This window comes from Bacillus sp. B19-2 (assembly GCF_022832475.1).
GTDB classification, from domain to species: Bacteria; Bacillota; Bacilli; order Bacillales; family Bacillaceae; genus Bacillus; species Bacillus paralicheniformis.
Genome location: NZ_JALHKQ010000001.1, coordinates 95,637 through 114,741, shown reverse-complemented (window position 1 = coordinate 114,741; position 19,105 = coordinate 95,637). Strand labels below are relative to the sequence as shown.

Annotated in this window: 22 protein-coding genes and 1 pseudogene; 13 read left to right on the top strand and 10 right to left on the bottom strand. The window is 45.0% G+C overall.

The genetic code is table 11. From position 1 onward, the window contains the following. Positions 1 to 4: 4 nt before the first annotated feature. Together MST20_RS00650 and MST20_RS00645 are read right to left on the bottom strand one after the other, a co-directional pair. Positions 5 to 1,081 carry a mechanosensitive ion channel family protein gene (locus MST20_RS00650; protein ID WP_165426521.1) on the bottom strand — a complete coding sequence of 359 codons (1,077 nt, stop codon included), beginning with the start codon at positions 1,079 to 1,081 and terminating at the stop codon, positions 5 to 7. 182 nt (positions 1,082 to 1,263) lie between these two features. Beyond that, positions 1,264 to 1,371, bottom strand: coding sequence for a YhdX family protein (locus MST20_RS00645; RefSeq protein WP_003180159.1), 108 nt, complete (start codon positions 1,369 to 1,371; stop codon positions 1,264 to 1,266). Between the two features lie 158 nt (positions 1,372 to 1,529). Here MST20_RS00645 and MST20_RS00640 point away from each other — a divergent pair, with 158 nt between their 5' ends. From MST20_RS00640 to crcB, 3 genes are read left to right on the top strand one after another with little or no spacing between them, the layout of a single operon-like run. Next, complete coding sequence (locus MST20_RS00640; RefSeq protein ID WP_243939361.1) at positions 1,530 to 2,267, top strand: glycerophosphodiester phosphodiesterase; 738 nt, start codon at positions 1,530 to 1,532, stop codon at positions 2,265 to 2,267. A gap of 15 nt (positions 2,268 to 2,282) precedes the next feature. Then, complete coding sequence (locus tag MST20_RS00635) at positions 2,283 to 2,684, top strand: fluoride efflux transporter FluC (RefSeq protein WP_243939359.1); 402 nt, start codon at positions 2,283 to 2,285, stop codon at positions 2,682 to 2,684. After that, positions 2,681 to 3,037, top strand: coding sequence for a fluoride efflux transporter CrcB (gene crcB / locus MST20_RS00630; protein WP_146875162.1), 357 nt, complete (start codon positions 2,681 to 2,683; stop codon positions 3,035 to 3,037). The genes MST20_RS00635 and crcB overlap by 4 nt, the downstream gene beginning before the upstream one ends. 184 nt (positions 3,038 to 3,221) lie before the next feature. Here the strand turns inward: crcB and MST20_RS00625 are convergent, their stop codons facing one another. The 4 genes from MST20_RS00625 to MST20_RS00610 all read right to left on the bottom strand — a co-directional run bounded on the left by MST20_RS00625 (position 3,222) and on the right by MST20_RS00610 (position 6,234). Further along, the gene (locus MST20_RS00625; protein WP_059232080.1) at positions 3,222 to 3,899 is read right to left on the bottom strand and encodes an N-acetylmuramoyl-L-alanine amidase family protein; all 678 of its coding nucleotides are present in this window, start codon (positions 3,897 to 3,899) and stop codon (positions 3,222 to 3,224) included. Next, a complete protein-coding gene (locus MST20_RS00620) occupies positions 3,862 to 4,149 on the bottom strand; it encodes a hypothetical protein (protein ID WP_003180149.1) in 288 nt (95 codons plus the stop codon). Before MST20_RS00620 ends, MST20_RS00625 begins: the two co-directional genes overlap by 38 nt. A gap of 212 nt (positions 4,150 to 4,361) precedes the next feature. After that, positions 4,362 to 4,763 (bottom strand): hypothetical protein, encoded by a 402-nt coding sequence (locus MST20_RS00615; protein WP_020450746.1) that lies wholly within the window; start codon positions 4,761 to 4,763, stop codon positions 4,362 to 4,364. 97 nt (positions 4,764 to 4,860) lie between these two features. Beyond that, on the bottom strand, positions 4,861 to 6,234 hold the full coding sequence (locus tag MST20_RS00610) for a hemolysin family protein (RefSeq protein ID WP_243939357.1): 1,374 nt from the start codon (positions 6,232 to 6,234) through the stop codon (positions 4,861 to 4,863). Between the two features lie 314 nt (positions 6,235 to 6,548). On the opposite strand from MST20_RS00610, the gene MST20_RS00605 reads away from it, so the two are divergent. The 4 genes from MST20_RS00605 (at position 6,549) to MST20_RS00590 (ending at position 10,356) form a co-directional block, all read left to right on the top strand. Further along, positions 6,549 to 6,974, top strand: a complete 426-nt coding sequence (locus tag MST20_RS00605; RefSeq protein ID WP_043925061.1) for a MerR family transcriptional regulator — start codon at positions 6,549 to 6,551, stop codon at positions 6,972 to 6,974. A gap of 60 nt (positions 6,975 to 7,034) precedes the next feature. Next, complete coding sequence (locus MST20_RS00600) at positions 7,035 to 8,354, top strand: hemolysin family protein (RefSeq protein ID WP_059232071.1); 1,320 nt, start codon at positions 7,035 to 7,037, stop codon at positions 8,352 to 8,354. 131 nt (positions 8,355 to 8,485) lie between these two features. Then, positions 8,486 to 9,082 (top strand): TetR/AcrR family transcriptional regulator, encoded by a 597-nt coding sequence (locus MST20_RS00595; protein ID WP_243939355.1) that lies wholly within the window; start codon positions 8,486 to 8,488, stop codon positions 9,080 to 9,082. Next, a complete protein-coding gene (locus tag MST20_RS00590; protein ID WP_243939353.1) occupies positions 9,079 to 10,356 on the top strand; it encodes an acyl-CoA thioesterase/bile acid-CoA:amino acid N-acyltransferase family protein in 1,278 nt (425 codons plus the stop codon). The genes MST20_RS00595 and MST20_RS00590 overlap by 4 nt, the downstream gene beginning before the upstream one ends. Positions 10,357 to 10,384: 28 nt before the next feature. Here MST20_RS00590 and MST20_RS00585 read toward each other — a convergent pair. The 3 genes and pseudogenes from MST20_RS00585 to MST20_RS00575 form a co-directional block, all read right to left on the bottom strand. After that, positions 10,385 to 10,749 (bottom strand): annotated as a pseudogene (locus MST20_RS00585) (DUF805 domain-containing protein). Positions 10,750 to 10,907: 158 nt separating this feature from the next. Beyond that, a complete protein-coding gene (locus MST20_RS00580) occupies positions 10,908 to 11,507 on the bottom strand; it encodes a lysophospholipid acyltransferase family protein (RefSeq protein ID WP_243939351.1) in 600 nt (199 codons plus the stop codon). Positions 11,508 to 11,633: 126 nt separating this feature from the next. Further along, entirely contained in the window at positions 11,634 to 12,629 is a 996-nt protein-coding gene (locus MST20_RS00575) for an aldo/keto reductase (RefSeq protein WP_243939349.1), read from the bottom strand. Positions 12,630 to 12,784: 155 nt separating this feature from the next. Between MST20_RS00575 and MST20_RS00570 the strand changes: the two genes are divergently transcribed. The 4 genes from MST20_RS00570 (at position 12,785) to MST20_RS00555 (ending at position 15,457) form a co-directional block, all read left to right on the top strand. Next, complete coding sequence (locus MST20_RS00570) at positions 12,785 to 13,327, top strand: cupin domain-containing protein (RefSeq protein WP_243939347.1); 543 nt, start codon at positions 12,785 to 12,787, stop codon at positions 13,325 to 13,327. Between the two features lie 297 nt (positions 13,328 to 13,624). Continuing rightward, complete coding sequence (gene sigM, locus MST20_RS00565; RefSeq protein ID WP_011197692.1) at positions 13,625 to 14,116, top strand: RNA polymerase sigma factor SigM; 492 nt, start codon at positions 13,625 to 13,627, stop codon at positions 14,114 to 14,116. Further along, the gene (locus MST20_RS00560) at positions 14,109 to 15,179 is read left to right on the top strand and encodes an anti-sigma factor (RefSeq protein WP_243939345.1); all 1,071 of its coding nucleotides are present in this window, start codon (positions 14,109 to 14,111) and stop codon (positions 15,177 to 15,179) included. Before sigM ends, MST20_RS00560 begins: the two co-directional genes overlap by 8 nt. Continuing rightward, positions 15,167 to 15,457 carry a hypothetical protein gene (locus MST20_RS00555; RefSeq protein ID WP_003180123.1) on the top strand — a complete coding sequence of 97 codons (291 nt, stop codon included), beginning with the start codon at positions 15,167 to 15,169 and terminating at the stop codon, positions 15,455 to 15,457. The genes MST20_RS00560 and MST20_RS00555 overlap by 13 nt, the downstream gene beginning before the upstream one ends. A 28-nt stretch (positions 15,458 to 15,485) precedes the next feature. Here the strand turns inward: MST20_RS00555 and MST20_RS00550 are convergent, their stop codons facing one another. Then, the gene (locus tag MST20_RS00550) at positions 15,486 to 15,920 is read right to left on the bottom strand and encodes a GNAT family N-acetyltransferase (protein WP_243939343.1); all 435 of its coding nucleotides are present in this window, start codon (positions 15,918 to 15,920) and stop codon (positions 15,486 to 15,488) included. A 112-nt stretch (positions 15,921 to 16,032) separates the two neighbouring features. Between MST20_RS00550 and pdxR the strand changes: the two genes are divergently transcribed. Then, positions 16,033 to 17,445 (top strand): MocR-like pyridoxine biosynthesis transcription factor PdxR, encoded by a 1,413-nt coding sequence (gene pdxR / locus MST20_RS00545; protein ID WP_243939341.1) that lies wholly within the window; start codon positions 16,033 to 16,035, stop codon positions 17,443 to 17,445. Positions 17,446 to 17,522: 77 nt separating this feature from the next. Next, complete coding sequence (locus tag MST20_RS00540; protein WP_243939339.1) at positions 17,523 to 18,410, top strand: AraC family transcriptional regulator; 888 nt, start codon at positions 17,523 to 17,525, stop codon at positions 18,408 to 18,410. Positions 18,411 to 19,105: the final 695 nt, after the last annotated feature.

Genomic DNA, 19,105 nt, shown 5'->3' with positions numbered 1-19,105 from the left:
TTACCTAAGCATTTCCTTGCTGATCTTTCATTTTCTTTAACTCAAAGAGGCTGTGCCCCGGAGAAACAAAATCAACCTGCTCCTCTTTCATAATATCAAGAATGCGGTAGTTGACATCCTGTCTGACGTCCAAGTTTTCGGCCCAGACCGTCGTATTGGTATAGTAGTTGAAGAAGATGCTTAAATGCGTATCCTTCAGGACATCGAAATTGACCATAATGACATCCGGGTTGACCCCTTCGTGCGACTTGAGCATTTCTTTGAAACGCTCCACACATCGTTCGACTTTCTCGCGCGGGGTGGACGGATCGATTTCGAGCGTAAAGGTGACCTGACGCTTTCGCATTTTCGTCCAGTTCATGATCGCTTCGTTAGCCAGCACCGAGTTGGGGACGGTCACGAGAGCTTCTCCGGCCGTGCGGACTTTCGTGCTTCTGAACGAAATATCTTCAACAGATCCGGTGACGATATTTGTTTCAATCCAATCGCCGATTGTAAAGGGCTTCTCCATAATAATGACAATTCCGCCGAAAAAGTTGCCGACAGTGTCTTTTGCCGCAAGAGCAAAAGCGAAGCCGCCGAGCCCGAGTCCGGCAACAAATCCGTTGACATCATAATTGAACTCTCCGGCGATGACACTGATTCCGAGCGCTACAATGATGAAGCGGAGAATCTTGGACAAAAACGGCGCAAGAATATCATCCATATCAAGCTCAAGCCGCTTATTGATTTTATCGAATAAAACCGACGAAGCCGCCGTTAAGTTGTATAGGCCGCTTACAATGACCAAAATCACGGACACTCTGTACAATTTATGAACGATCGCCATATGCCCATCAAAAAACGGGGAATAAATGATGGCCAGATAAATACCGAGTATCGCAAAAAACCACCGGGCCGGCTTTTCAAACGCCAGCGCCACCTGATTGAAAAAGTCTGTTTTCGTCTTATTCGTCAATTTCAGTATTAAGTTGAACAAGTACTTCGTAAATATTTTTCGAAACGCGAAAAATAAAAGAAGGATACCGATGCTGATTCCGATATCGGCAGCGAAATCCATTGTCATATACTTTTCGAACATTGCTTTCTCTCCCTTATTTCACTCATCAAGCTTTTATTATACTAAAACGAGAAAAAAATTTCTCACTTTATTGTGCGCCAAAAATATCCGTCGACACGCATAAAAGGCTGCCGAACACTTCGGCAGCCTGATGATCATCATATTTTATTGTTCCAGAGACAACGTGATTCGGGCCAACACCGCTATTTCTTCTTCTGAGACTGTGTTTGATCAAGGAGAGTCGCTTTAAACATTTCAGCATCAGTTTCGATCTTAATCCGTTCTTCCACTTTAATTCTCCCTTTACCCATCATCTCGCCTCCTTTTGTCCATTATAAAATATCAGAATTTTTAGTGAATGATCCTTTTGTACCATTTTGCCGAAATTTGTCGCACATCTCTTTTCCCTGCCTTTTGTCCGCTTCAGTCTAATGATTTACTTGCATCGCCAAAATCGGGTATCCTTGTGATGGAAAGATTTTATCAAGAGGAGCTGACATGTTTGCATATTATCGCACATCGCGGAGCCTCGGCTTACGCCCCTGAAAATACGTTTGCCGCTTTTGAAAAAGCGGTGAAGCTCGGGGCTGATTTTATCGAACTCGACGTACAGCTGACAAAAGACGGCAGACTTGCCGTCATCCACGATGACAAAGTTGACAGAACGACAAACGGTACCGGTTTCGTTCGCGATTATACGATGAATGAGCTCGAAAAGCTTGATGCGGGAAGCTGGTTCGGCCCGGATTTTCAAGGCGAAAAAATCCCTTCACTTGAAGCTGTTCTGGGGAAGTATCACAACAAGACGGGCCTACTCATCGAAATCAAGTCGTCCAAAACCCAGCCCGGAATCGAAAAAGCGGCGGGACAACTGATCAGCCGGTTCGGCCATTCGATGAACACGATTGTCCAGTCGTTTGACGCAAACGCCATGAGGGCACTTCATCACATGTATCCTTCGATTCCGACCGCCGTTTTGATCAGGCCGCGATTCGGAATGCTGCCGCGCGGCCGGCTGCGGCAAATCGCGGAGTTTGCCCGGTACGTCAGCCTGAAAGCTACGATGGTCAGCCCTTTTCTGATCAAATCGATTCACAGCTGTGATTTGAAGGCGCTGGCCTGGACGGTCAACGGACAGAAAACGGGACGCCGCCTCAAAAGCTGGAAAATCGATGGGATCATTACCGACTACCCGGATTATTTTTGAGAAAGAAGGAAAAGTATGAAATCATCTGTTGCCGTTTTTATCGGGGGAGCCCTCGGCTCGCTGCTGCGCTACTTCGTCAATCTGCATGGCGGCACTGCCGGTTTTCCTTGGCCGACTTTTATTGAAAATGCGTCTGGAAGCCTTATCCTCGGCCTTTTGACAGGTTTTTTTGCGGCTCGGGCAAAAAAGCCGCTCGTCCAGTTATGTTTAGGAACGGGATTTTGCGGAGGGTATACGACAATGTCTGCTTTTTCTAAAGAGACCGTATTTTTGCTGCAATCGGCCGCTCCGCACATCGGAGTTCTGTACTTGATGGTGTCGCTCGCCTGCGGGGTGTGCTTCGCATTTTTGGGTATCATGATCGGCAAAAGGATCAGCGGAGCGTCAGGGAAAGAAAAGGAGCGGTATCAATCATGATGGCAGTTGGATTTATGATCGCGGGAGGAATCGGCTCCGTTTTAAGATTTTGGCTCGGCAATATGCTCATGGCGATGTTTCCGCGCCCCCGCATTCCTGTCAGCGTGATGGTGGTCAATATTGTGGGCTCATTCGCCCTCGGCATATTCGTCAGCCTCGGCATTGACAATCAAACGGTCTCTATCGTGGTCGGAACTGGATTTTTCGGAGGCTTCACAACATTTTCCACATTCAGCGTCGAAGCGGTTCAGCTTTTGGCTGCAAAGCGTGTAAAGGATTCAGCGGTTTACATGCTGCTTACAATGGCATGCTCACTCGGGGGGTTCTGGGCCGGCTGCATGCTGATTTTGTGAAAAGATGGTGTTATGATGAAACAATGATGCTCGTTCGGCTATGAACAGGCGCTCGTGTGAGTATTTCCGTTTTTTCTTGCGCCCGCCGTCACAAAAGCGGTGCCCCGCTACGTTTGATTTTAAGAAACACCACGTACACATTAAAGAATCCATTTTGAAGCATTCAAAATGGATTCTTCCCTTTTCACCCTTTTTCAATGGCCGCTGTTTGAAAGCTGTCCCAATTCGCAGAAATCACGTTCAAAACATCGTCTTTTTCTTGGTAAGCTCCAATTTGTCCCCCGTCCATCGTCACTTTATACAGGGGAAACTCATTGTGTGTCAGACCGAGGCAGAGCGCGATGCCGGCTGCATGTCCCCGCGCCGTCTGTTCGATCCAGGCGGCGCTTTTCATTTTTGCCGAATCTTCGGGATGATCGATAAAGCCGTTCTCCGTCAATATGGCGTGCATCGCTGTTTCCCGGAGAACATGAAAGTTCGCCTTCTTCATTCCCCTGTCCCTCAGTCCGTTCTGTTTAATCACTTCGCCGTGAATGATCCGTTGATAAAGAGCGGTAACGGATTCATCGGCCAAGCCGCTGTAGATATAATCTTCATACCCGTACGCCGTACCGTCAAAAGCGTTTGTATGAATGGAGACAAACAAATCGGCCCCCCACGAATTGGCATCGTCTGTGCGCTCCTGAAGCGTGACCGTTTTGTCTGTTGTTCTGCTCAGCCTTGTCTCTGCGTTATCATACTCTTTTAATAGAATCTCATTCATTTTGAGAGCAATGGCAAGCGTCACGTCCTTTTCCTGCAAACCGTTTCCCGATGCTCCCGGATCACTTCCGCCGTGTCCCGGATCCAAATAAATCTTCATGTTCAATCTCCTCCTTTGATAATGGTTTCAAGACGTTTTTTGAACCGGAGTAAAATCCAACCGATGACAATCCAAGCCAAGTTCCGATCATCATATCTTCCTTCCAGTCCCCTGCGGTAAACAAGAGAGAAATCGAGATGCCGAAGACAATTGCACAGATGGGGAGAAATCGTTTCTGAATGCCAACAAGCTTTACCGTATGCACCAATCCCGTAATCAGCGGAACGAGCGCAATTTCAGAAAAATCCATGTTCTTCCTCTCCTTTCCTGAAGCGTTTGTCTCAAACAATGACCGGCATTTGCTTCATCACATGTGTCAAACCTCCCCGCTGTTTAAAGCTTGTCTTTATCATAAAAGAAAAGCTGCACTCCCCCGTGTCATCATCGCGTCAAGAACCTGAAAAAAAACTGAAGCGGCGCAGAAAAGAAGGGCTTGTTTGAAACAAGCCCTTCCCGCATCCGTTAAATATTCGTGATCGCCGCCAAGCTGACAAGCAGCTTGTCCAGCAGCGATTTCTTCATTAAAAACAGCGTTTTTTCGCTGTAGCCGATTTCCATCGCGCATTTTCCCATGCTCCAATTGTGAATATACCGGCATTCCACCAGCTTCCGCTCGAGCTCATCCAATTCGGAGACAGCGGTTTCCATTGAATCAAGCAAAAATTGATAGAGCCTTTTTTCCGCGTCGATCTGATATTCAGCGTTTCTTTCTTTGACGGCGAGCCCGTTCTTTTGCTCCTTCTCCATCCTCCTTTCTAAATTGAGCACGGCGGCTTTGTAATTTTTCCAATTCCGCAAATGAAATTCGATCCGCTTAATATACGTTTTCCTCTCTTCCTCCGAAATGATTTCGTACCACAGCAAATCAATCACTCCTCAAACAGAACATTTGTTCCCATTATATACGAACGAATGTTCCTGTTCAAATGACTTTTTTCTTAAAATCAAAAATCACCTTGAGCTATTTTTCGCTCAAGGTGACTTCGTTAACGACGACCGGATTTGCCGGTGCCAGCTCTACATGTTCTGTTGTTTGTTCCCGCTTCACTTCGACGTGCTTAATCAGACGCCCTTCCATTTCGAGAACCGTTATCGTGTAAGAGCCGATATGCACCGCCTGGCCTTCCGCGATATCTATGTTTTCTTTCAACACAAGTCCGCCGACTGTTTCGACTTCCTCTTCTTCGAGATCGTCTTCAAACAGCTCATTGACCTGATCGATTCTCACTTTTCCATCCATGATGTATTCATGATCGGAGACTTTTTCGATGAGCGGTTTTTCGTCTTCATCGAATTCGTCCCTGATTTCTCCGACGATTTCTTCAAGAATATCCTCGGCCGTCACAAGACCCGATGTTCCCCCGTACTCATCCGTTAAGATCGCCATGTGAATCCGCTCCCGCTGCATTTTGATCAGCAGCTTTTGAACAGGCACGGTTTCAATGACTTCAATAACCGGTCGGACATAGGCTTCAAGGGACAATCGCTTTTTCTCAGCCTCTGACATCATGAGCATATCCGTAAACAGCTGTTTCGTATTGATCATGCCGATGACATGATCCTTATCGCCTTTATAGACAGGCCAGCGCGTATACTTTTCCTGCAGCATGACCGAAATGGCCTCAGCGATCGGCATATCCAGCGGGACAGAGGCGATTTCCGTACGCGGCACCATTATTTCTTTGGCGATCCGATTGTCGAATTCAAAGATTTTATTAACGTATCTATATTCAGACGGATTGATTTCTCCGCTTTTGTAGCTTTCTGATAACAGGATTCGCAGCTCTTCCTCCGAATGGGATTCATCCTTTTCCGAAGCAGGCTTCAAACCGAATAACCCGGTCAGCACTCTGGCTGAGGCATTCAGCGTCCAAATGAACGGGAACATCACAACATTGAAAAAGTGCAGAGGTCCCGCCAGCCACAGTGTCATCTGTTCGGCTTTTTGAATCGCGATGGTTTTTGGGGCAAGTTCTCCAACCACGACGTTCAGGAATGTAATCACTAAAAATGCAATGGCAACTGAAAGAGCGTGCGATACAGCGCCAGAAACATGCAAGCTTTCAAAGACCGGATGCAGCACCTTTTTAACCGTCGGTTCCCCCATCCAGCCGAGTCCAAGTGCTGTAATCGTAATGCCGAGCTGGCAAGCTGAAAGGTATTCATCCAAATCTGACACCACTTGTTTTGCGCGAACCGCCTTTTTGTTTCCTTCAGCAATCAGCTGATCAATACGGGAGCTTCTGACTCTGACAATCGCAAATTCCGATGCCACGAAAAAAGCGGTTAATGCAATCAGAATCCCGATGATTATCAGACTAACAATATCGTCCATTTAACCTTATCCTTCACAAAGGACAAGGAGTCACCTCCTGATGAATTCAAATTCCCTTAATAAGGCTGATGTGCGTTCTGTAAAAATGACTATGCAGAGGGCCCCATCTAACCACCTCCAAGCCAAATATATACTATTATCTTACTTTATTAAAAAAGAGTCAGTCAAATGTCTAAACTTTAAATCCAATAATATTTTCTCGAATATTTAGATAAATAAAGGTTTTCGCATCAATTTTACGCCTTTTTTTGATCAATTAACTTGTATAAACAGCTTCTAATATATTAAAATGTTTTATAACTATAACGTGATGGTTGAGGAGGGATGCAGATGGGGCAGAGAAATATCGCATTGGCGAATTAGCAGCTGCTGCAGGCGTAACAAAACGGACTGTCGATTATTATACGAATCTCGGGCTGTTAACGCCTGACAGATCATGTTCAAACTACCGTTATTACGATGAAGCCGCTCTCAAACGGCTGAAGTTTATTATGGACTGCAAGCAGCAGAGATTGGCCCTGTCCGACATTAAAGTAAGGCTGGAAAACCAGTTTCCCTCTTCAACTGTGAATGATGATGAAATTGGAAGCCTGACAACGGAAATTGATCATGTCAATGACAATATTTCCGTGATCATAAACAGATTGAAACGGCTGAATCCCGATGAACGGAAGATTCTGAAAAGCCGGCTTTCTCCTGAAAAAATGACGGTCATCCAGTCCTTTTTACTGCTGCTTTAGTTAATCTTTTACTAAACAGGAGGTGTTACCTTCATTCTCACGCTAGAGTGAAGGTCCTAATTGGAAATAGTTAATTTGGTTTTTGTTGCTGTATTAATTGCTTTAACAGCATTTTTCGTAGCGTCTGAGTTTGCGATTATCAGAATCAGAAGCTCGCGGGTTGATCAGTTGATTGCTGAAGGAAACAAAACAGCGGTTTCGGTGAAAAAAGTCATTACACATTTAGACGAATATTTATCGGCCTGCCAGCTCGGCATCACTTTGACGGCTCTCGGTCTCGGTTGGCTCGGGGAGCCGACGGTCGCCCGGCTGCTTGAACCGCTATTTGTGAAGTGGAACATTCCGAGCTCTGTATCACACATCGTTTCAGTCGTGATCGCCTTCAGCTTCATTACGTTTTTGCATGTGGTTGTCGGTGAGCTCGCTCCGAAGACGCTTGCGATCCAAAAAGCGGAAGCCGTTTCCTTCCTTTTTGCAAAACCGTTGATCTGGTTCTACCGCATCATGTTCCCATTCATCTGGGCGCTGAACGGATCAGCAAGGCTGTTAACGAAAGCGTTTGGCCTTGAAGCAGTTTCTGAAAATGAAATGGCGCACTCAGAGGAAGAGCTGCGAATTATTCTGTCAGAAAGCTATAAAAGCGGCGAAATCAATCAATCTGAGTTCAAATATGTCAACAAAATTTTTGAATTCGATGACCGTCTTGCCAAGGAAATCATGATCCCGAGAACAGAAGTCGTCAGCTTTCCAAATGATATGAAAATCGCCGAGATGATCGACATCACGAAGGTCGAAGGCTATACCCGCTATCCCGTCGAAGACGGAGATAAGGACAACATCGTCGGCGTCATCAATGTTAAGGAAATACTGACGGCCTGCATCAGCGGAGAATGCTCCAAAGAAGACACGATTGAACAGTTTATCAATCCGATCATTCATGTGATCGAGACCGTTCCGATCCACGATCTGCTTCTGAAAATGCAGAAAGAACGCGTTCATATGGCGATCCTTTCTGATGAATACGGCGGAACGGCCGGACTCGTGACGGTCGAAGACATCATTGAAGAAATCGTCGGCGAAATCCGTGACGAATTCGATATTGATGAAATTAATGAAATCCGCAAGATTGGCGAAAACCACTACATTCTCGACGGTAAAGTGCTCGTCAACCAAGTCAATGATCTGCTCGGCATTCAGCTCGACAATGAGGAAATTGACACGATCGGCGGATGGTTCCTGACGCAAAAATATGACGTCCAAAAAGGCGACATGATCACCGATCAGGGATTTGAATTCACGATCAACGAAATCGACGGCCACCACGTTTCATACGTTGAGGTGAAAAAAGCTGCGGAAACGCTGCTTGAAGAAGCAGAATAACATAGTGAACAAACCGGAGGATACAATGCATTTGTATCCTCTTTTTTTCGCATTCAAAATATGTAACCACTTGATTACACAGCGAAATTCAATTATCATGTAATCAAGTGGTTACATTTCAGGAGGGACTTATGTCAGCACAATCTACAAGGGATCAATTAATCGAAGCGGCGCTTGCCCTTTTTAAAGAAAAAGGATATCAAGCCGCATCCACCAGAGAAATTGCCCAAAAAGCAGGCGTCAATCATTTAACCCTTTTTAGACACTTCGGAAATAAACAGAATTTATTTCGGGAAAGTGTGATTCAACATGTTGCATCAGGAGATTTTATTGGAGAACTTGAAGCAATATTAACCGGCGATTTACGTAAAGACCTCTCATTCATTGCGAAAGCGTATTTAAAAGAAAACCTGGAAAAAGGGACTGTTTTTTTACTTTACTTTAATGATGCCGTACAGGATAAGGAAGTTTGCGAATTAATCATGGATATTCCCCGCCGTCTCAACCGCTTTTTAGAGACTTATTTTGCGAACCTCTATGCCGAAAAAAAAATTTCAGGCGGCAATTTTCAAATGTTAAGCCAAATGTTTTTCGGTTTGCTGAATCAATACATTATGTTTCAACATTTGCCCGCATTCAAGGAGTCGTTCGATGATCGTATTGATGACTATGTTGAGGAGTGCGTCGATTTATTTTACACAAAACTTGAAAAGGAAGTGCCGTCTTGATAACTCTGCAACCGGTTTTGCACATACCTGCAGTTTCCAAATGGGATGAAAAAATAAACCTGAAGATAAGCGGACTCCGACCGTTTGACATCATTGAAATCATCGTGACTGTGAAAGATGAAGCTGACGCAGAGTGGAGATCACACGCTGTTTTTCAAGCGAATCGATTGGGAGAAGTCGACCCTGCAGCAGCAGCCCCAATAAAAGGAACCTACCAGTCTAAAGATCAAATGGGGCTTTTTTGGTCAATGCAGGCGGTTGAATCCTCCTGCTCGTTCCATAAAAAATCGGTTGACCCCTCCGTTTACAGGATTGAGGTGAAGCAAAAAGAACGCACGATCCTGAGTAAAGAAATAAAACGAGTGCTGCTTTCTGAAACAGTAGAGAGGCAGGAAGTAAGCGAAAATGGATTGTCCGGCACTTTTTTTCGTCCGCTTGCTGTCAACCGGCCTCCCGCAATCATCGTATTAGGGGGATCTGACGGCGGCCTTGATGAAACAATGGCAGGCATGTTAGCAAATTACGGATATGCAACATTTGCAATCCCTTATTTTCAATACAAACAGCTTCCTAAAAAACTGGTTGAAATCCCGCTTGAATATTTCCGGAAAGCGATAGATTGGCTCGGACGCCAAGAAGGACTTCATCATCGTCAAATTGGAATATGCGGACGGTCAAAAGGCGGCGAACTGGCGCTGCTGATAGGTTCCCATTTTCCTGAAATCCGTTTTGCGGTTTCTCATGTAGGCGGCGGAGTCGTCTTTCAAGGGGTTGGATTAAAAAAATTTCGGCAGACATCTTCCTGGAGTCTGGACGGCGCACCGCTCGCCTTTGCTCCGCTGCCAATGTTTTCACTTCCTCAGCTGTGGAATATGATGAAACATAAGCTCACAAGACGGCCTCATGCTTTTCTTGATCTTTACCAAAAGGCTTTACGAAAAGTGAAAGAGGATCATCCAGCAATCATAAAAGCGGAACATATTAATGGGCCTATTCTGTTAACTTCAGGTACTGATGATTTGGTATGGCCCTCCGCCTCTATGAACGAGAAAATCGTTGAACGGCTGAAAAAGAAGAGATTTCCCTATTCTGTTAAACATCTATATTTTGAAGATGCCGGCCATAATATCAGGCCTCCATACTTTCCGACATCCGGGCGGAAAAGCCGAAAAATAGCCTATGGGGGAAAAACTGAAGCCGATGCCATTGCAGCTCAAACATTTTGGCGGGAACTGCTTTTGTTTTTAGAAAAAGCAACTGCCGCAAGCAACTAAAAACCGCCTGGGGACAGGCGGTTTTCGCTTAGATAGCTGCCTTCGGGTTCGGCCCGTATTGATTTTCCTCTTTTACACTGTTTTGACAAAGCATGATCAGCAAAATGATCTTTCCAATGAGAGGATCAGACCGATGCAGATCCAGTATCCGCTTTTACCTGTATCATGCAATCTGCGGATCGTGACAGCCAAGCCCGGCACAAGGATGGCGAGCAAATAAACCATCCCTAAAAATGTCTCTATTTCATATTCCGGAAGATGCAGAATGGCTTTTAAAAAACCGTAGATGACCAGAACCATGTATGAGAAAAGACAAAACAGCCAAAATTCCTTACGCCTCGCTCTTCCTGTAAATCCTGCATAGTTTTTTATTGCTTTCAAATACCATTTCATAATATAAGCTCTCCCACCAATAAACATCGTTCTAACATACTGCACAAAAAATAAAAACGCTGCTATTTTACCATAAAAATAGAATTCAAGGTGAATTTTAGAAAAATAAAAAACAGCTTCTTTGCGTGAGAAGCTGTTTTTCCTTGCGTATGTTTGAATTATAGCTGCTCCAGCTTTTTCTCTAAAGATTTAATACTGTCATTCAAAGCTTCCGTCATTTTGACCAGCTTTTCTTTTGACGAATATTGAGCGAAAGCTTCCTGTTTGAGCGGTTCGCCGATGACCAGTTTCATTTTGCCTCTTTTGAAAAGCTCTTTTTCGTTGGAAGGACCGCTGTATGCGGCCGGCACAAGCGGCGCTTTTCCCATCTGGGCGATCGTGACAGCCCCTCTTTTCAATGGAACGTCTTCAGATGACCGCGTTCCGCTTGGAAAAATGCCGACGATTTTTCCTTCTTTCAACAGCTTGATCGGGGTTTTGATGCTGCTTGGCCCGGGATTTTCCCTGTCGACGGGAAATGCGTTGATGCTTGATAGAAAAGAACCGCTTAATTTATTTTCAAAAAGCTCTTTTTTCGCCATGTAATGAATTTCCATAGGCAAAATGCCGACACCCAGTGCGACGACATCCACCCATCCTGCATGTGTGCACGCAATAACGAAACCTGTGTCTTTAGGAAGATTTTCTTTATTGTATACTTTAATTCCGCCGCGCAAAGAAAGAATCGCTTTTGCAGCATAACCAGTAAATTTATACATATGGCACTTCCTTTATTGATGTAGTCGTATGAGGTTTCCCTTTATTATTATAACAATTTTTTTTATTACCTGGTACTAAAAAATGATTTTTCATAAAAAAACCGGGGAATTTTCTCCCCGGTACTTTCAGACTTTTTCTTTTGTCGGCGGAGCCATGAATTCAGGCCCGATCTGTTCTGAAATCGTATTGTCCAATATGTCGTCAATTGCTTTTCGATCACTTTCTGTTAAGCTCCAGCCGGTGATTTCGCTGACGGGACGGATTTGATCAGGGCGTCTCGCTCCCCATAAAGCAATGCTTGCGCCGGGCTGATCAAGCACCCACCTTGCTGCCAGATGAAGAACGGATTTGCCGAAGCGCTCGTTTGCAAACTCATCAAGCTTCCTGACGGCCTCCAGATATTCTTTAAATCGCGGCTTTTGAAACTTAGGGTCCCGCTTTCGAAGGTCGTCTCCTTTGAACGTGTAGTCTACATTCATTTTTCCCGCCAGAAGCCCCCTGCACAAGCTACCGTATAATAACGTCGTCAACCCTTGATCTTGCGCATACGGAAGAATGTCTTGCTCGATTTCCCTTTCAAACATGTTGTACGGCGGCTGTACGGTATGAAGCGGGGCCGCGGCTCTGAATGTGTCCATCTGCTCCGGGGAAAAATTACTGACGCCGACCGCTCTGATTTTCCCCGCATCATACAAGTCTTTCATCGCTTCCGCTGTTTCTTCGATCAGGACGAGCGGATCGGGCCAATGCACTTGATACAGGTCGATGTAATCCGTATTGAGCCTTTTCAGCGAATCTTCAACTTCCTTGATGATCCGCTCCCTCGATCCGTCGCGGTACAGCTGTTCCTGCTTCCAATCAAGCCCCGATTTTGTCGCGAGAATGACTCGGTCGCGCTCTCCGTATTGCTTTACGGCCTTGCCGACGATTTCTTCTGACTGTCCGAAACCGTATGCCGGAGCGGTATCAATCAGGTTGATTCCTTGATCAAGCGCAGCATGAATCGTTTGAACCGCTTCTTTTTCATCGCTTCCGCCCCACATGAAACCTCCGATGGCCCATGTTCCGAGACCGATGCACGACGATTCGATCGATGTACCGGATATGTTGGTGTATTCCATGCTCCTCTCCCTCCTGTTGTGAGTCTGATATCATGTTTTCCCGGAAGCTTTTTTTAAAAAACGTGTTTTGACTAAAAACCATCTTTAAGCGGGACACTTCATATGCCTATTGCATACGATGATCCTAATAAAGCTAATGAAGGGACCTAGAACAAATGAATCCAAATCAATTCCCATATTATATTCCTTTTTCTTATAACCCGGTTCGGTTTCACGAATCAGACTATGCAGGCGCTTTTCGAACACCCGGCAGCGAAGAACGCATCGTCTTAAGAGATTATGGACAAAAGCCGTTTGCCGCGAACATCAACGAAGCGGCAAAACAGAACAAAACGTTTCGGACCGCTTTATGGACGGGAAGGCATTTACAAGTTACCTTGATGAGCCTCAACCCCGGCGAAGACATCGGATTGGAAATGCACCCTCACGTTGATCAGTTCCTTCGTATTGAACAAGGCAGGGGAATTGTACAGATGGGGCCGAGCAAATATCATTTGCAATTTAAAAGAAATGTCTATGATGACACCGCTATCGTCATCCCTGCCGGAACATGGCACAATCTCACCAATACAGGCCATACTCCGCTGAAACTCTATTCAATCTATGCTCCGCCCAACCACCCGTTCGGCACCGTCCATCGAACGAAAGCCGATGCGCTGGCCGCAGAAGGTCACCGCGGTCACGGCCAATATTTTTAACAGACGATAAAAACAGCGATAATGAAGGATGTCCTCTAATCAAATAGCCTTTTTGCATATAATAAAGATCTGATATGCTAAAAGGCTTATTTTGCTGCTGTGTTTTATATTTCGGCCGTTTAGTCGTTAAAATCGTCTTTTTACACCATGAAGATTAGTTTTTTTGGACGTGTTCAGTTATTATATAGGATAGATGATTTTAAAGGTAAGAAATTGGAGGAAAAATGAGCCGTGGGCATATTTAGTGCAACTTCAAACCTTTCTTATGCGTTTATAACATAGAGGGGAGAAAAGGCAGTGACTATCGACGAAATTTACCAAATGTATATGAATGATGTTTACAGGTTCCTGCTCTCCATGACGAAAGATAAACATCTAGCAGAGGATTTGCTTCAGGAAACCTTTATGAGAGCTTACATACACATCCATTCTTACGACCACAGCAAGGTGAAGCCATGGCTTTTTCAAGTGGCGCGCAATGCGTTTATCGACTATGTCAGAAAGCATAAAAAGGAAGTGACGATTTCTGACGACATGATCGGAAACCTGTTTCAAAACGCGGTGCAAAGCCCTGCTCACCAGGTCGAAATCAAGGAAGTGTTAACCTTATATATGAACCAGCTCCCCGATAACTACCGGGAAGCGCTTACGCTGTACTATTTAAAAGAATTGAACTACAAGGAAGCGTCAAGCTTGATGAATATCTCAGAGGCTAATTTTAAAAGTGTTTTATTTCGTGCCAGACAGCGGCTGAAAGCACTTTACAACAGAGGTGTTAACGATGAATGAAGATTTTAAAAAACGTTGGGAAAAATATAAAAACGGCGAACTTTCCGAATCGGAAATGCTCCGGGTCGAAGAAGAGCTTGAACAGCTTGAAGAATACCAGGACATGCTGGACCAGGAAATGAAAGACGAAGACTGGGATTTGGCGATCAGTCCTGAAAAGCAAAAAGCGATTTTAAGATACGGAAAAAATAAATCATATATGCGGATTTCCACCCTTGCTGTTATTTCTACGCTTATTATTCTGCCGATCTGCACACTCGGCAGCTATCTATACTACGGGTTGGGCGGGCATGAAAGCAAAGGGAATGAACTGGTGCAAACCGCTTCAATGACAGTTGCCGTCACAAATCCGAATATTCAAGTCGATACCGAAGCCCTTGTCAACAAAGTAAAACTCTTTGGAATCGAAACACAGTTCCCGTTAAAGAAGCAAATCGGAAACGTTACAAAAGTAGTTGGAAATGAAGAAGTGGAAATGTTCTTCGATCAGCTGAAGTCTCCGCAGATTCATCAATACAATCAGGAGCTTTCAAAAGAAGAACGTCATTTTGTCTACCCTGACGGCATCAAAGAAAAATCAGTGTCCAAAGCCGAGTCGATTTTAAAACAGCTGCCTGACGGAACCGTAACCGAAGCTTTCCTTTCCTTTGAAAGAGCATATCCGACAAAAGAGCTGTATGAAAAATTAAAAGGCTATGATGTTCGCGTTCTGTGGAATGCGATTGAGACAGAGGACGATTTAAAAGATCATCCATACGCAGAGCCAATCGGTTTTCCCGGAAAAGATTCAAACCGGATTTTTGAAATTCAGCATCCTGCCGAAAACGATGACGAGCAGTTTAAAGCGGCACTTTCCTACATGATCAAGCACAATAAATGGGCTGAAACGATTTCAGGCAGGAAAAACCTGAAGCTTTCCAAAAGGCTTGACTATGTGGAACGAAACGGTGTGAACGTGTATGGAGCCGTCATTACCGGCCCGTCAAAAGAGGTTGAACGGCTGATCAAAAAAGGGCCCGTCAAAGCAGCTAAAGTAGGTGAGGTGGAATTATGGAACTGGTAAGAATCTTTAAGGAGCACAACGTATTTGGATGGGTGTCTGTCGGAACGGCCATTCTGTCCCTGTTCGTCTTAAACTTGGCTATTTTAAGCGACACGATCGCATATTCGTATAAGATGCTTCCTTTTGCGATGGCCGCCGTTCCGCTCGGAATTATCGAGCTGTTCATAAAAAAAGGACGGACCGGTCTCGGATTTCTCGGTGTCGTCCTGAACATTTTCATTCTCGTATGCGTATGGACCATCGTCTCTATCGATACGAATCTGCAGCTTGGCTTTTAATAACTCCCCGGTTATACCGGGGAGTTTTTCATTTCAGAGCCTTGCGGAATAGGTAGCTCGCTTTTTCATACCTCATTTTATCTTCATAAAAACGGTGGGCGTCTGCGCGCTGCAAGCCTGATGATAAAGCGACTGAAGCCAATCCGTTCCGTTTGGCCCACTCTTCAACAGCGCCTAAAAGTTTCTTTCCATAGCCTTTTGAACGGTGTTTTTCACACGTCACCAGGTCTGCTACCCAAACATGACGGCCTTGATTCAAAGAGACCCTCGGCAAAAAGCCGGCCAAAGCCACCGGAATATCGCCGTCGTACAGCGCAAATAACGTGTAGTTTTCAGCCTCCCGCGCTTCTTTGACGAGCTCCAAAAAAGACGTTTCATCCAAATGGGGGCGGAGCTGTCTCATAATCGGATAGACTTCCTTGAGTTCTGTTTCACAATGCAATTCCCTATAATCAAGCAACATCGTCATTCCCTTCTGTTGGTTATGAAACTACTTTAACCCGGAAACTGGTCTTTTTAAAATGGCCAGTTTTGATAAAATAAAACATACCAGATGAATTGAAAGGGCTGATCGAATGGATATAACCCCTTTTTTAAACCGCAGCGGCAGCGAGCCGCTTTATCAGCAGCTGTACACGTTTTTCAAACGCAGCATTCATTCGGGACACATAAAGCCTGGAACAAAGCTACCCTCCAAACGAATGCTTTCCAAACATTTAAATGTCAGCCTGACAACTGTTGAACACGCGTATGAACAGCTGGCTGCTGAAGGATATTTGCTCAGCAAGCCTAGAAAGGGCTGGTTTGCGGCTGAAGCGGAAGGAGACTTTGCACAGGCTGCGCCTCCTCCCCCTGCCGAAAAAGAACTGGAAGAACATGAGACGGCGGCAAACATGATCGATTTTCACCACGGCCATGTAGACCTCGCGTCATTTCCTGTTTCCCAATGGAAAAAAACGCTCGCCAAAACCGTTGGTGAATCGGGGCATGAACTTTTTCAAAGCGGCCCCCCGTCCGGAGACTTTCCGCTGCGGAAAATGATTGCGGTTTATCTCAGAGAGTCGCGCGGCGTGGTCTGTTCACCCGAGCAAATCATCATCGGAGCCGGCACACCGGTTTTGCTGCAGTTGCTGTGCCATCTGTTTCCTAAAGGCACCACTGTCGGTTTTGAAGATCCCGGATTTCATCGCTCGAAAACGGTCCTGAAAACCGGCGGCTTCAATGTGGTGCCTATAGCAGTCGATGAGAGCGGGATTTCCGTGCAAGATCTTGAACAATATCAGCCGCAGCTCGCATACACCACCCCGTCCCATCAGTTTCCGCTCGGAATGATCATGCCGGTCGGCCGCAGGCTGCAGTTGCTTGACTGGGCAGCATCGACTGGAGCATATATCATTGAAGACGATTATGACGGGGAATTCCGCTATGCGGGACAGCCGATCCCTTCCCTTCAAGGGCTTGACCGGAACCACCGGGTCATCTATTTAGGAACCTTTTCAAAATCGCTGATTCCCTCCCTCAGGATCAGCTATATGGTTCTCCCCTTTCCGCTCGTCAAAGAAGGGCTCAACATGGCATCTTTATTTAAACAAACGGTTTCCCGCCATGTGCAGCATGCCATTGCTCTTTTTATGAAAAACGGGGATTATCAAAGACACTTGAACCGAATGAGAACACTCTACCGAAAAAAACGAAAAACGCTCCTAGACGCCATCAAGCGTGAATTTGGCGCTCAAGCCGCAGTCAGAGGAGAGAACGCCGGTCTTCACATCATCCTTGAGGTGAAAAGCGCTCCGAGTGAAGAGTGGCTGACTCAAAAAGCACTGGAAAAAGGAGTAAAAGTATATCCAGCCTCTGTCTCGTATGTGACTCCTCCTGAAACACACGCGGTGCTCCTCGGGTTTGGCGGACTTTCTGAAAAAAGCATCGCAGACGGCATCAAAAAGCTGAAGACAGCGTGGTTGAGCGGCGGACAATCTCTGAAATGATCCTGCACAATCGGGCAGGGAAAGTCGGATGCCGGGATTCTGTTTCTGCTATTTTTGTAAACAGAGGAGGTCATCAAATGGATTTGCTGAAGAACATGAATCAAGCCATGGCGTATATTGAAGAACACCTGACGGACAGAATCGACTTTCAAACGCTTGCAAAGCTTTCTTACTGCTCTGAATATCATTTTAAAAGGATGTTTTCTTTTCTTGCAGGGATTTCGTTGTCCGAATACATTCGCCGCAGGCGGCTTACCCTTGCAGCGTTTGAATTGAAAAATACAAATCAAAAAGTGATTGATATCGCGGTGAAATACGGTTATCACTCGCCGGATGCTTTTACGCGCGCATTTCAAAAGCTGCACGGCATTACGCCGACAGAGGCCCGGCACGATATCAGCACACTGAAAGCATATCCTCCGATGACCTTCCAGTTAACAATTAGAGGAGGAAACGAAATGAACTACCGAATTGTAGAAAAGAAAGCATTTCGGATCGTCGGAATCAAAAAAAGGGTCCCTGTCGTCTTTCACGGAATCAATCCGGAAATCGCCTCGATGTGGAAAGCTTTAAGCAATGAAAACATCGCTGAATTAAAAGAGCTGTCAAATGTCGAGCCGCTTGGACTGATTCAAGCATCGGCGAACTTTTCCGAAGGCCGGATGGAAGAGCAGGGAGAGCTTGACCATTATATCGGTGCAGCGACAACGAAGGAATGCCCGGACCGATATGAACAGCTTAAAGTTCCCGCCTCGACATGGGCTGTCTTTGAAGCGGCCGGTCCGTTTCCGGACACCCTTCAAAATGTCTGGGGACGCATTTATGCTGAATGGTTCCCGTCTTCACATTACGAGCAAACAAAAGGGCCGGAAATCCTCTGGAATCAGGATCAAGATATCAGCTCCCCAACGTTTAAAAGCGAAATATGGATACCGGTTCAAAAAAGAACGGCATGTAAGGATTAAAGTTAGAAAAAAACAAAAGCTCGAGATATCAGTTCTTTTTACTTCACAATACCGCTTCAGAAGAAAAAGAGACAATGACGCTGAGAGTGACGATATAACATTGAAGAAAATGACGTAGAATACCCAGATAGCATTTAATTTCAGCCTTGAAGAATTTGCACAGGCGTACAAATAAAGCAGCGCAAGACTTTGAAAAACGATGAAGAGATGAAAGCTCCTATTCATAATCGGATTCATCAGGGTGGGAATTACTCTGTTCATTTGGCTAATGTTCCAAAAACGACATTAATAATAAAAAATCGAACCGTTAATATGAGAAACAACCAAGTGCATTCATATTGACGGTTCGCTTCCTCAACAATTTTACACCCGTTTGTATGATCTCCTGGAATTTTTTGAATCCCTATCTAAGAGGAGTCAAGAACAGAGTGATAAAAAATATGAGTTTATATGGTAGATTGGAACACTCCTCATGCTTCTAGTGATGATTCTTAATACTGTCTTTTTAAAAATTGACCCTTTGTATAAATATCATCGTTGTATTAATTTACATTTTGTTCATGGGGGTTATTAAGAGCAGATGGAAAAAAAGCTAAAGACTAGCCCTAATAACCTAAGTAATTTGATTCATTTTCATGGATGAACAGGATTTATTCCCCAATTGGTTTCCGTAAAGTGGTAAACTCTATACTGAT

Excerpts from the sequence above, each read along its gene's own strand:
- MST20_RS00650 (WP_165426521.1), bottom strand. The coding sequence starts at position 1,081 with ATGTTCGAAAAGTATATGACAATGGATTTCGCTGCCGATATCGGAATC.
- MST20_RS00645 (WP_003180159.1), bottom strand. The coding sequence starts at position 1,371 with ATGGGTAAAGGGAGAATTAAAGTGGAAGAACGGATTAAGATCGAAACT.
- MST20_RS00640 (WP_243939361.1), top strand. The coding sequence starts at position 1,530 with ATGGAAAGATTTTATCAAGAGGAGCTGACATGTTTGCATATTATCGCA.
- MST20_RS00635 (WP_243939359.1), top strand. The coding sequence starts at position 2,283 with ATGAAATCATCTGTTGCCGTTTTTATCGGGGGAGCCCTCGGCTCGCTG.
- crcB (WP_146875162.1), top strand. The coding sequence starts at position 2,681 with ATGATGGCAGTTGGATTTATGATCGCGGGAGGAATCGGCTCCGTTTTA.
- MST20_RS00625 (WP_059232080.1), bottom strand. The coding sequence starts at position 3,899 with ATGAAGATTTATTTGGATCCGGGACACGGCGGAAGTGATCCGGGAGCA.
- MST20_RS00620 (WP_003180149.1), bottom strand. The coding sequence starts at position 4,149 with ATGGATTTTTCTGAAATTGCGCTCGTTCCGCTGATTACGGGATTGGTG.
- MST20_RS00610 (WP_243939357.1), bottom strand. The coding sequence starts at position 6,234 with ATGGACGATATTGTTAGTCTGATAATCATCGGGATTCTGATTGCATTA.
- MST20_RS00595 (WP_243939355.1), top strand. The coding sequence starts at position 8,486 with ATGTCAGCACAATCTACAAGGGATCAATTAATCGAAGCGGCGCTTGCC.
- MST20_RS00580 (WP_243939351.1), bottom strand. The coding sequence starts at position 11,507 with ATGTATAAATTTACTGGTTATGCTGCAAAAGCGATTCTTTCTTTGCGC.
- MST20_RS00575 (WP_243939349.1), bottom strand. The coding sequence starts at position 12,629 with ATGGAATACACCAACATATCCGGTACATCGATCGAATCGTCGTGCATC.
- MST20_RS00570 (WP_243939347.1), top strand. The coding sequence starts at position 12,785 with ATGAATCCAAATCAATTCCCATATTATATTCCTTTTTCTTATAACCCG.
- MST20_RS00560 (WP_243939345.1), top strand. The coding sequence starts at position 14,109 with ATGAATGAAGATTTTAAAAAACGTTGGGAAAAATATAAAAACGGCGAA.
- MST20_RS00555 (WP_003180123.1), top strand. The coding sequence starts at position 15,167 with ATGGAACTGGTAAGAATCTTTAAGGAGCACAACGTATTTGGATGGGTG.
- MST20_RS00550 (WP_243939343.1), bottom strand. The coding sequence starts at position 15,920 with ATGTTGCTTGATTATAGGGAATTGCATTGTGAAACAGAACTCAAGGAA.
- pdxR (WP_243939341.1), top strand. The coding sequence starts at position 16,033 with ATGGATATAACCCCTTTTTTAAACCGCAGCGGCAGCGAGCCGCTTTAT.
- MST20_RS00540 (WP_243939339.1), top strand. The coding sequence starts at position 17,523 with ATGGATTTGCTGAAGAACATGAATCAAGCCATGGCGTATATTGAAGAA.